Origin of the sequence: Paenibacillus sp. FSL L8-0708, assembly GCF_038009325.1 — a bacterium.
In the GTDB taxonomy this organism is placed as follows: Bacteria; Bacillota; Bacilli; order Paenibacillales; family Paenibacillaceae; genus Paenibacillus_AQ; species Paenibacillus_AQ odorifer.
This window is the reverse complement of record NZ_JBBPBC010000001.1, coordinates 595,063-607,331: the sequence shown is the minus strand read 5'-3', so window position 1 is coordinate 607,331 and position 12,269 is coordinate 595,063. Positions and strand designations below refer to the sequence as shown.

Below are 12,269 nucleotides of genomic sequence, written 5' to 3'. Positions count from 1 at the left end.
TTTGTCTACTGTATTGCAATCCATGTATAAGGATAGTATCCGTTTATAACTGGTAGTTTAAAACCCGTACTGTTCACATATACAGGTGATGCCTCCCTGAATATGTTAAGGTCTGGAGTTGATGTTCTTCCACCTAGTGTTGTGATTCTGTAGTTCGCATCCATTCTAGCGTCATACACGATATGGTCTTTGTTTGTGTTGGATGCATTACCATTCTTTATAATGATCACTGTGGGCTTGAAGGTTAGTCCCGAAACGATTAGTGATGCGGCTATAACTGTGCTACCATCAGCCCTTGTGTACGTCTCAAGATCACCAGATTCAATCGTGCCGGAGGCAACTTGTGGTAGTCCAGCAGAATTCAGTTGGGCTACAGTCACTTTTATTTCTCCAGCACCCATCCCGCCTTTTCTATAACCTTCCAGTGGGTAGACAGCTAGATCACCGTTTCCCCATCTCCCCACACCCGAAGCTACATCAACCCCAGCTATAACAGGCATAGTCCCCTGTTTTCCGAACATCGTTCTGTCGCTTCTCCAATTACTAGGATTGGCTAAGTTGTCCTCCCTTACACGAATAGAGGAAGTGGTATTGTAGTACCCCTCCGGTGTATTTAGGTACAAATCATACCCGCTTAATGTTGCGCCCGCCGCATCCTTAGCGACGGAACGATTGTCTGGCATCGTCCCGTTCACCAGTCCGTTTTCTGTTCCTATCGTTTTTCCCGCCAAGACTTCCGCTGCTGTAGCTGTTCCATATTCACCCCCTTCACCCTGTAAGATAAAAGCCGTTCCATCGTATACAACCGTATAGACACCACCAAGAGCCAAAGGCGGGTTATTGCCATTTGGCTTTTTGATAGATTTAGCGCCCAGACCATTTACATTGAGTGTAACCGGACCTGTTGTAGCTGCATGTGCTTTAAAAGATATTCGATCTCCAGCTATAAGAGATGTTATGACACCACCCGCGATACTTGCCGTTAATGCTGGAGCTGTACCTTTAGTTAACCCAGCATAGGTTAAGGTACCGTTTGCGATTTCCCCCATGTTTTTTCCAGCATGTAAATCCGCATCCAGCCCACTACCTACCCCATCCACTGTAAGCAACTTTAATAAAATATCAGCAGCAGTGTATGAAGTCGCTGGCAAAGGGACGAAACCTAACGAAGAACCCATAACAGGCGCAGTGTGGACGCCAACACCAATACCGCCCGCAATAACTACGGGCATAGCAATTTGCACTACGTCCCCCGACGTTGCGAAAATATTCGGTGCGGCATTATTATATCCATTCCCTGAGGGTAATGTTTTTTCGATGTGTACCCATCCATCAGCAGGAGTCAAAGTAATATTAGCGGACAAGGCAACACCATTTTTTCGTAACCTTGCCTCTTTGGTTATGACGGCATTTTTGCCGGACTTGACCCTTATCCAGAAGGACACGGTAAATAATTTATCGACCCCGCCAGCAGGAAAGTTGTTGTTCACAGTCATTAAATATGTTCCCGCAAGGGCTCCCGCAGTAGCTACCCCAGAACCCATTGTAAAAGAGGCTATGTTAAATTCAGTGCCGTACCTCAAATTACCAAGACCCATAGCAGTTGTTAGGCTAGACACATCTTCCGTTAATGCTCCAGAAGCTCCACCGTTAGTAGAGTTATCGTGATAGAACTTACCTCCACTAGCTACACTAGTACCGTTATATGGAGAGAAAAAGGAGTTGTTTGCAAAGTTAGTGGTAGCATAAAGTGATCTAGGGTCTCCATCTATACCGAAAAATCTACCGGAATCCCCAAGCAAGTTTACAACCCCACCGTATGGCAGATTATTCGCACTTACAAATCCATTACTATCTAGTCCCGCATACCCGTTGTTGGCGTTCTTTTTGCCGGAATGCTCTAGCTCGTACCACTCGGAGATGGTCCCGTTATAGATGTTACGTGTGAACACACGCATATTAACACCGGGTGAGTACGACGTGAATGTCTGGTTAAACCCTGCGTGTTTGGTGACCTTCAGGAAAAAGGACTGCCCAGCAACTGCTGCTGGGAGGTTTAACATAGTCGCCGCGCTGGCGTTACTAGGGCAGCAGTACTCTCCTTCTCCTAGAGTGTTCAAGTCCGTAGCGTCAGCAAGCGTGACCGCCTTACGCGCCAAGTACAGAGGAATCTGAGCATCCATAAACTTAGCATCCGAACCCAGCCCAGCGTATCCGCTCGCCACGTTCTTGCGGCTAGCGTTTTCTTCTTCTCTCCACTCACCCCAAACGCTGTTATAGCACTCTCGAATGTAAGTGCGAGGGACAGTGGAGAACGTAGTTGCTCGTTGGAAAAAGATAGAGTCAGGGTTTTGTGAGTGTGCGAATACTTCGATAAAGAACCAAGCACCTGTGTTGTTACCCGGTGCGTTTATAAGAGGGTACCCATCGTACTGACCGTTACGGTTAACTGTGTTCAGGTCTGTACTAGGAGCTAGGCGGATGACCTTACCTGCGTTATCAGTGAGCTTGTACTTCTGGAACTCCTGCCCGGACTGAAGCACGGTGTCGTCGGGAATTGTCTGTACTGCTACAGGTAGTGCAGTAGGTGCTGCGCCGCTGTAAACAGCACTCAGATTCCACGTTGGTGGCGCAGTAGGGCTCGCATGCTTTACAGATACAGCAAAGGCAATAGCAGCCCCTGGCGCATGTCGTGCTTCTATACTTATTTTCCAACGAGAGTTAGTGGCGTCCCAACTAATATCAGATATAGATATGTGCTGATTGATAAGACCCGTTACTTCTGGGTATTGCGTGCTCTGATAGTTTAGGGTAGTAGCAGCAGCAGCAACCACATTAAAACGCTTCGTCATTTTACCAGCTGCGTTCACTGCATTCCAACTAGCCGTCACAGTCACCTCAATGTAGCCTGACAATGCACCAGTTGTAAATAAGTCAATTCTTTGATTAGCTACGCTGTTTGAGAATGAAAATCCAAGAACGCGTTCAGATATTCTACTAGATAACACATTACCATCTGAAACCACCATTCTATTCGCATCTAAAGCTGTAACACCATTAGCCACATTTCTGTCGGTTTTTGGAATGTATTTACCGTCAGCAGTACCTGGCATAGCATTCCAGGCAGTACGTTCTGATGCTGTGATGTGTACTACGGTGTTATCAACGTGGGTCTTAGTTTGCGAGAGTGTTATGTCAGGTGTGTCGAATGGATTAGCTTTGCCTGTAATGGCTTTGAGATACTTGGTAAGCCAGGAAAACCACTGAGTGATAGTGCCCGTCAAGCTATAGGGAGTAGTAATCGAAGGATCAGCTGTACGGTTACCTATCGTTGCATCTGTAGCCGATCCCGCAGCACCAGCTCCAGGAGTGAGCCCGGCCAACTTCGCCTTCTCTGCAGAAGAATAATCCTCTGTTGAAAGTTGTTCGCCTGATACCTTGTCCACTTTGCCTGAGAGTTGATTGGTGACCGTGGCTGCAAAGTTCGGATCATTATTCAGTGCGTCCCCAATTTCTTTAAGTGTATCGAGAGCATCCGGTGCAGCACCGACCACAGCTTGAATACGCTGGTCAGTCTCTGTTTTGCTGTAAGTGGATGATCTATCTGCCTTTGCAAGTAGTGCAGTATCTACATAGGTTTTGGCAGATGATAGAGCAGCATCTGCTTTAGTCTGAGCACTTGCAGGTGTCTCCTTGGCTTTCCATTCCGCTCTTTCAGCAGCCGTTATGTGCTTAACCGCATCTTTTTTATGCGTATCAATATCTGCAGTATTTTGATCCACAAGCTCATTGACGGTCTCAATACCATCCTCAATATGATTCAAGCGTGCCGATGTAATCCTCGTACCCTCCTGGACTAATTCATAAAGCGGGCGCCCTGTCTGTGGATCAGTCTTTTGCTTTCCTGAGGCATCCTTAATCGGCTTGGTCAGATCGGGAATCTCGTCCCTCCATTGCTGCTTGTTATACGCCACCAACATTCGCCTCCAATCTCAAAACTATTTCAAAGGCAATCAAAAACCCCTTATCGTTTTTTGTAACGGTAAGGGGTTGGTCTGCCAGTATATTACCTTCAGCATCCAGCAAGGATGCGCCTAAAAGTTGTTTGCCGATGGCTTGAGTCTCCGTTATATAAATGTACTTTCGAACAGACATACCAGACACTATTGTTTTGTAAATAGGATACGTCGTCTGAACGCCTCCTATATTTACCCGCGCGCTGACGATGTGGCCATTCAAATTCAAAATCAACTTCTCCAGAAGCAACTGCTTAATAACGTCTGCCATTACTCCCCTCCTCCAAACGGAACTTCAAACCCGCAAATCGGGAAGTCCACTCCATGCGAGTAGCCAGTACCTTTTATATTAATAACTTGCGTCGGAACTGCTGAACTAAATACTGCTCGACGAATATGAACCGGATGCACGTATTCAAAATCAGCCTGCAGACCTGCCATGTTAAACGGTTGAACTAAGGAAAATTCAAAGTGGATCTCTTTTGCTAAAAAGTCCTCTGAAACATTTTTCAGCTTTCCATGCTGATTTCCCAGTTCCCGCAATAGAGGTAGCTTAAAAGGTCTATCGCCCCAGCGCTTCCGGCGTATCGCCTCTCTACGCTCATCATCACTTCCCTCTTGAGTCTTCCGGAAGTACATCCATTCCCAGATCCACAACGCCCAGGTCGATCTTCGCAGAATAAACTGATTACTCAGATCGTCTATAGTTTGCAAACGATCGTCCATTTCCTTCTCAAAAACTGAAAAATGACGGTCTGCCATATCGATCTCATACCAATACGGTGGCAGCATTTCGCGGTATCTAAGCGGAATCATAGCAGGATCACTTCCACTCTCAAAACAGACGACAAGGGGAGAACAATATCCTCCTCATCCCCATTGAGGGTCAAACTCTCGTAATCATCCACGCCTGGCAGCAGTAGCAAGGCAGCCACGTAATTGTATATTAGTTTGGAGCGTCCGTTTGCGTAATCCAATACACGTTGCTGAATGGTTGCCGCCAGCACAGTCAGATCTGTACCGCTAGACGTTAGCAAGCGTGTCTCTAAGCGTACATTAAAGACCGGAGCCGGATGTACCAATAAATCATGCCCAGCGATCCGCCGCTCCTCCCACATCCATGCTTTGACCATCTCAGCGAAATCCTCTGTGATGGGCTGTCCATCCAGGTTGGTTAAATAAAGATCGATGGAGTTATCATGGCGTTCTTTTTCACGCGCTATCGCTCCACCAACACCGGCCATCTCCGTGGCCCAGGTTTCATAATCTTTGCGACGTCCGCTCCCAATTTCGGTAGCAGCACGCTCCAACATCCGTAGGCGAAATGTATCGTCACTCTCCCCATCCTTGCGGATAAGACCTGCAGCCCATCCGTGACCATCAAGATACTCGGAATCTGCCCAAATTGGAAACCCTTGAACGAATCCATAAGTCCATAGCATTTGCTGCTCCGCAAGCTCTAACGCAAGTGGATACCAAAGATCATAAAAGTATTCTCCTTCTCCTGTTGGCGGCGGTGGTAGCCCTCGTTCAAGCGCCAAGGCTATGGCACGGTTAACCCAACGTTGATAGATTTCCTCCGGCTCTTCTTCTAGGATAGGCATGTAGGGGAGTGACGGTAAATCACTCAGTTTAATGGTCATACACTAATCGCCTCCTCCAGTTCCACTTGACCCGCTAAGCCAGTTATCAATATTCTAAGATGCATCTCCTGTCCTTCTCGAATCATCGATCGCACCTCAGCACGCACAATCTCGGTATGAGCAGTCAAAGCCTCCTCCATATCTCGTTTGATCTCTACATCCTCCCAAGTAGACCACTCCGATCTCTCCACGCCAACCTCCTCGCCGTATAACACATACCTGAAACGCTCAGTATTCAGAATCTTGAGTGCTGTCTGAACTAGATATTCTTCATAAGTGCTGGTCTTCTTCGGGTAACCATCTTCAGTAAGAACGGCGCGCCGATTACGGTAATCGATTAAGTACGTCCATTTCGTAGCCGATACAACAGATTCAGTAAGTTCGACTTCTCCAATGTCCGATATATCTAACTCAGGAAAAAAACTATCCGCCACTACTGCCCACATCCTTCCCGAGCACATAATACCGCTGGCCTGTCATCCGAGAAACAATAAGCTGATCTCCAACCTTCAGAGGGCTGGGGATCGTTAGGACACCGGTTAACTTTGAAACCTCAAGTTGCTCAACCTCAAAGACTGCATCGATACGGCGTTCCTGCAGATATTCTGCAAAGACCAGTTTATCTGCAAGATAAGGTTCCGGGTCACCTTCTACCTGAATTTTCGGATTACCTGGCCAACTCAATAATGTCGCTCGTTCGGTATCTCGAGAGTCAATATGACCTTTCGTCTTTTCCTTCAACAAATTCAATGCGTCATTTAGCAACGTTATTCCCTCCTTTCCAGTTCAAGCTTCACAGTGTATAACCCATTCTTAAAACTGCTTTCTGCAGACTCTACAATCCACTTGGAGGTATGGTCCGTTTTGATCAACACCATCCATCCAGCCCGAAGCCCTGTCAACGTATGGTCTTCATGCTTTACAGTGATTTTTTTAATCTGCTTCGCCTGCGACAAGGCCTTCAGGCGCTGCGTAGCAATCGTGGCCGGATCCTCATCTTCTTCCACTTCAATGATCTCTTCCATCCTGCCCATGGCTTGAACTGCACCTGCTGCTATTTTGGTAACGGAGGAAGCCAACTTATCGTCCTTATACTTCTGTGCGGTAACAACCGTGTAAGTCTCCTCAATGCTATAACCAGCGGTGCTGGCTTCCATCTGTTCCGGAATGAAGACTGGAATAAGGGTGTTCGTCCCCTCCCGAACTACCTGCAGGTAGAAACTAGTATCCGTCCGGACTACATCTACATGATAACGGTAGCCGCTACGCTCATATGCCTTTTGCAGCACATCCAAGATAACTTCTGAATGGAACATCGTGCCATAACGTTCATCTAGGTTAAACCCTAATGCAGGACATCGAAAATCAATTCCGGTAGTTTTGATATAACGCTGAAGCTCAGCACCGGCCTCACCCTTTAGGTATGGGCGTGTGCCTTTGTTCTTCGCTAAATACCAACTCATCTCCCGAACTTCAACCTCCCATTCATCCGTGAACTCATTTTGTTCATATTTGATGATGGGACCATGAAAGAATTGGTTCTTGTGATGAAGCACACCCACACCTTTTAATCGTTGTGAAAAGCACATCAGCATACCGGCTACTTTTAGATCAGTAGCACCACGGAGTCGAACAGTGGCACTACGTGCGATTTCATCTCGTGCTGAAGACCAGGAAAATTCAACAGCAGCATCCGTCAACAGTTGCCGATTACTCTCCTTTCCGTAAATGATCGCAAAGTTATCCATTTTAATCCCGCCTTTTATTTAACACTAGAGTTCTTATCCAAAATCCGCTCCTTTTGAGCCAGATAATCAAAATTTCCTTTAGCGTTAGCTGTGGACTTTTTCTCCTCATTTTTCTTCTTTTTTTCTTCCGCTTTCTTCAATTTTTCACTTTTCTTTGTCTCATTCTTCTTATCCGTTTTCCCGGTTGTATTAGGTCGACTTTTGGATGACTTGGTTATGATTACACCAGGCTTTAAGAGTTGCTTTGTATTGGAATACGAAACAATTTTAACTGGGTTGAACTCAACGAAATTAAATGTGATGTGTAAATTAGCTTGGCCATCTTTATAAGTGGCTTCGAAACTCTCAAACCACATTGTTTGCGAAAAGAGTGATTCAAAATTAATAACAACCGGTTTGAGCTTCCATTCCTCCATCAGCTTCCAAGCCTGCTCCGGGGATCGGTAAGCCACCGTCTCCTTGCCAGTTTCCCAAAGCTCTTGCCAGGCCCGCGGAAAAATGACTGAAAAAGAGACTCGCTTCAGCTTCGAAGTGAGTCTCTTACTTGTCTTCTCTTCACCTGTAATTACAACAAAGGAATCTATCTCATTGCTGCTAGTGATCTGTATCTCTGCCGGTGTAATTGGAAAGGCGAAGCGATTCTTATCACGTATCATGGTCAGCATGATTTATCCCCCACTTTCCAGAGCATTGTACAACTCTTCGCCGAAAACCTTGCGGAACAACGCTCTTCCCTGCGGGCTGGTCAGCATCTTAGCGAATTCAGCAAAGTTGGTAATTCCCTTGGCCAGTTCACCAAAATCGATGTTGATGTTCTCAATTACGATATCGCGGATCGCTGCAGGTGCCTGCGCTAATGTCTTCGCTACCGGGATACTGGAAGATCTCATACCTACCGCACCACCATCTGCGTAGGGACGAACACCAAGCAGGCTCCCCGCCTGTTCCCACAATGCTCTTCCTCGTTTACTCCGCTGCCGCGAAAGTGGAATGATCATCTCTGGACCAGCTTCGCCGACCAGTCCCATATGTGGAGCACTGATAAGTCCACCATCAGCGTACTTCTTCTTGCGCTTTTTTCGACGGCCAAAGAATCCAGAAATGCCATCATACATTTTCGTGGCCAACTTCTCACCGCCGATTGTTCCTAACAGCCCCCCGATTGCACCGCCAACGGCTGTTCCTACACCAGGCATGAGGAAGGTACCAAGCATTGCACCTGTTGCCGCGCCACCTAAGATCCCGCCTCCAATTCCACCAGCTACTTTAGCAGTCTGTCGCCCGCGCTTTCCTTTGCCAGCAAAGAGGATATCCCAAGCATCCATGGCGTAGCCAACAGGTCGAACCACTTTGCCAAGTAGTTTCGTACTTCTGGCAAAGGCTTTCATCTTGGCAGCCTGCCTACGCAATTGATGACCCGTTGAGCGTATCTTATAAGCATCAGTGAGGCTGCTCGCTTTACTCATGGCCTTGGTGTAACGCTTCAAACCTTGCTTCTTCACCATTTCAAGTGAGCCATGGATGCCTTCAGCATAGCCGGCTCCATAACCTATTCTGTCGTTATTATCATCGATGTAGGCTTTAGCCTTATAAGCTTGAGTTCGCAAAGGCTGTGCGCCAACAATGCCTCCATTTGCATACGCACGGACACCCAGCATCGCACCAGCTCGTTCCCACAGTTCCACCCCGCGCTGCCGGCGCCCTGCAGAGAGAGGAATAATAGCTTCCGGTCCCGCCTCACCGACCAAACCGATATGAGGTCGAGTAATAATATCGCCGTTTGCATATGCGGCACCACCACTGGATTTCAAAAGACTTGGTGTACCAAATGATTTCGTAGACCCTGCTCCAGTCAGGGTATTCAGAATACCCATAGCACCGATTGCTGTCGACTTAAGTTCTGGGAATTTACTCTGCATACCCTTGGAAATCCTTGTAATAATGGTACTGCCCCAGCTTTCACTCTGACTCGTAACCGTTTCTATCGATAGCAGTTGCTGCTTCGTCTCATCCGTCGCCGTCTTTACTGCAGTCCCGATCCCGAGCATACTCGCTCCCGCTGAACCAGCACCCTGAACAATTCTAGCAGTACTGGCTTTCGAGGTCACACCCAACTGCTGGGTCTGTCCAGCTGTTTTCTGTGCAACTACTCCAACAGCTTGCACATTTTGCTGAGCATTGCCCGATTCTGTGCTTTTCCACGCACCAACAAATGTATTCTTAATCTTATCGACTGTTTCTTTTACACCGCTCTCGTTAACAGCACTGGTCAATGCGGTCTTTAATCCATCTTTGGCGACATTGGCCCGGAAAGCGTTGAAGGTCTCCTGTAATTGTTTTTCTCGTTCCGGTGTCAAGTTCCCAAAGGTTACCTTGGATTCAGGCGGAGGCTTAACCTCTGGCTTTTTCTCTTCTTTTTTACCGAAGCCGAGCCAACCACCTATTGAAGCTGCCGCATCCTTAATACCGCCAGCAGCCGAAACCACTCCATCAACAACGGACTTGGTAACCCCGCTCGAATCGGCTAGAGAACCCAATTTATCGCCGACCCATCCGCCCGCTGTTGCACCCAATACGGTTCCAAGCGGACCGGCGATAGATCCAACTATTCCTCCGACTACCCCTCCAGCCGTACCACCTAACATTGATCCGCCAGTCGAAGATATCCCTGCCCTTAAACCGTCTTCCTTCGAAGCTTGGTAGAGATCATATCCAGTAAGACCAACCCCGGCTACAGTTCCTAAAATACCGGCAGCTTTAAGAGCCTTCTTTCCACCTTTAAATAACCCCCTGATCCCCCTGCCGCCCGGTGCGTCAGGAATAACATCTGGGATCGGTGAGCCAGTTGGAAGCCTATTAGTGTTCCGGTAGGTTACACGGGCTGTGCGCCGTTGCCCAACATCTGGAGTATCAATATCAGGGAGGTTCGGTGTACTCGTCCTACGACGTGCAGAGAGAGATCCATTCGAGTTACGGCCACGTCGGGCATTTGCACCACCGCTCCCAGATCGTCCGCGTCGCCCCCGTCTCTGACCACCTCTATTATTTCTTCCACCGCCATTTTGCCCACCGAGCCCTCCAGCCTCGTTGAGATATACCACACTGGCATTTACAGTCATGGATGATAAAGAGTTCAGGCTGCCACCCAAACCTCCACTTGATCCACCCGTTGTACCACGTCGGAGTGTAAATCTACGACGGGTAGGAGTGCCTACTTCGTCGATTGGAGTTGTTGTTTGTCCTCTTCTCTGACCAATCCACTCTGTTGCTGTTTTTACACTTGTATAGCCCTTTTGGAGTAACTTCCCTCCTTTCACTGCTACTAACCCTCCAGCAACAACTCCTAAAGCACCATTTATTGTTGAAAAATGATCACTATAGATGCTAGTCACCTTACTTACGAAGCCGACTATCTTCGTACCCATATCCTGTATTTCGTCTTTATTTTCAGTAATAAGAGTATTGAATTCTTTCAGTACAGGTAGGACAGCCGTCGAAAGGTTTGCCCCCAAATCCTGCATCTGTTGATCAATCTCTGCACGGGTCTGAATGATACTGGTCATTGGGTTGGCATCTTGTTGAGCTTTGACCATCCTATCGGTAGTTCCTGCAATCTCTGCAGGAGCCGGCTGAAATGGAACCTGAAAGGTCTTCAGAATAGCATTCCCGTTGTCCTCTGCAGTAGCTGAGCCGAGCGAAACTAACGAAGCTTTCAACTGGCTCTGTGTTTGACTGGCCAGGTCCCCGACCAGAGCCATCAGAGCGCCCTTCGCCCGCTGCTCATCACCAGAATTTATATCACTGGTAAATGCCGCAGCTTGTTTCGCTGCATCGTTCTTACCCGCTCCGCGCAAAGTGAAGTACTTCTCCATATCACCCGAGTCGAGTGCTTTGACACCAAACGTCTCCTTAATGAAGTCCGCCGGCTTGTCAAAATTGAAAGCTCCCTCCTTGACGCTTTGGGTCAAGAAGTTGGCCATCTGCCCGGAGTTCGCTCCGGTATTTTTGAAATATCCGGAATACTCCCAGAATGTATCGAAGAGATCTTTCTGTGGATCGCCTACCTGGCTGTAGGCGTATGCCATACTGTCTGCAACAGAAGCGTAAGATTCTTTGAAGGTATTCGCGGATTGCGAGAGTCCTCTCCCAATTTCCTCAACACTAGCATCTGGAATAAGAAATTGGAGTTGTGCAGCCGAGGTCAACATGTCACCCGCCTGTGATTTATCCCGAACCATTGGTGCTAAATCTCCCAGCATTCCAGCTGCCTGAGCTTGCGAAGCCACAAGTCCTTTGGCATGCAGCTGATTACCTACTTGAAGAGCATTGATCCGGTCCTTTTCAGGTAGGACCGATGCACTGCGGGAGGCCTCGGAATAGTAGTCCATGACATTTCCGAATAAGGCGTCTTTGATTCCGCCGCCGATCAGAATTGCGCCAGCTGTTGCCGCCAAAGTGGTTAATCTTGAGGAAATTCCGTCAATGACTGGACTGACCCCATCTTGCGCTTGTATATGCACCCGCGAATCGCTCATACCGCGGATTTCAGCATCCGCACGAGATGCTGAGCGACGCAATTCATCTGCTCCTGATTGAGCGCGGCGAAAGATATCATCAACGTTTGCGCGTCCCAGTCGACGTACCTCATCTGATGCGTTACCGACCCGGCTCCCCAAATCATCCGCTGCGCTCCGGGAACGCCGAAGATCAGATACCAGGTTATTCCCCATCTGTCCTGCGGCACGCCTGAAGTCGAGCAAATCATCTGTGGCTCCACGGAGTGCTGTTCGTATATTCCGGACAGCACCGGAAATAAGGTCCTGCGCTTCGAACGGGACCGTCACTTTTGTTGTCGCTGCTAT

The 12,269-nt window shown here is 48.0% G+C and carries 9 protein-coding genes; all 9 read right to left on the bottom strand.

What is annotated here, in order from left to right; translation table 11 throughout:
- Positions 1-5 precede the first annotated feature (5 nt).
- From NYE58_RS02795 to NYE58_RS02755, 9 genes are read right to left on the bottom strand one after another with little or no spacing between them, the layout of a single operon-like run.
- A complete protein-coding gene (locus NYE58_RS02795; RefSeq protein WP_341001015.1) occupies positions 6-3,974 on the bottom strand; it encodes a pyocin knob domain-containing protein in 3,969 nt (1,322 codons plus the stop codon).
- A complete protein-coding gene (locus tag NYE58_RS02790) occupies positions 3,964-4,287 on the bottom strand; it encodes a hypothetical protein (protein WP_076138591.1) in 324 nt (107 codons plus the stop codon). The genes NYE58_RS02795 and NYE58_RS02790 overlap by 11 nt, the downstream gene beginning before the upstream one ends.
- Positions 4,287-4,808 carry a hypothetical protein gene (locus NYE58_RS02785; RefSeq protein WP_341001014.1) on the bottom strand — a complete coding sequence of 174 codons (522 nt, stop codon included), beginning with the start codon at positions 4,806-4,808 and terminating at the stop codon, positions 4,287-4,289. Before NYE58_RS02785 ends, NYE58_RS02790 begins: the two co-directional genes overlap by 1 nt.
- Positions 4,809-4,828: 20 nt before the next feature.
- Entirely contained in the window at positions 4,829-5,659 is an 831-nt protein-coding gene (locus NYE58_RS02780) for a baseplate J/gp47 family protein (RefSeq protein ID WP_076138589.1), read from the bottom strand.
- A complete protein-coding gene (locus tag NYE58_RS02775; RefSeq protein WP_256715244.1) occupies positions 5,656-6,093 on the bottom strand; it encodes a contractile injection system sheath initiator in 438 nt (145 codons plus the stop codon). The genes NYE58_RS02780 and NYE58_RS02775 overlap by 4 nt, the downstream gene beginning before the upstream one ends.
- Positions 6,083-6,424, bottom strand: coding sequence for a hypothetical protein (locus tag NYE58_RS02770; protein ID WP_076138588.1), 342 nt, complete (start codon positions 6,422-6,424; stop codon positions 6,083-6,085). The genes NYE58_RS02775 and NYE58_RS02770 overlap by 11 nt, the downstream gene beginning before the upstream one ends.
- A 2-nt stretch (positions 6,425-6,426) precedes the next feature.
- The gene (locus NYE58_RS02765; RefSeq protein WP_076138587.1) at positions 6,427-7,407 is read right to left on the bottom strand and encodes an XkdQ/YqbQ family protein; all 981 of its coding nucleotides are present in this window, start codon (positions 7,405-7,407) and stop codon (positions 6,427-6,429) included.
- 14 nt (positions 7,408-7,421) lie between these two features.
- A complete protein-coding gene (locus tag NYE58_RS02760; RefSeq protein WP_076138586.1) occupies positions 7,422-8,072 on the bottom strand; it encodes a hypothetical protein in 651 nt (216 codons plus the stop codon).
- Between the two features lie 3 nt (positions 8,073-8,075).
- Entirely contained in the window at positions 8,076-12,251 is a 4,176-nt protein-coding gene (locus tag NYE58_RS02755; protein WP_341001012.1) for a hypothetical protein, read from the bottom strand.
- Positions 12,252-12,269: the final 18 nt, after the last annotated feature.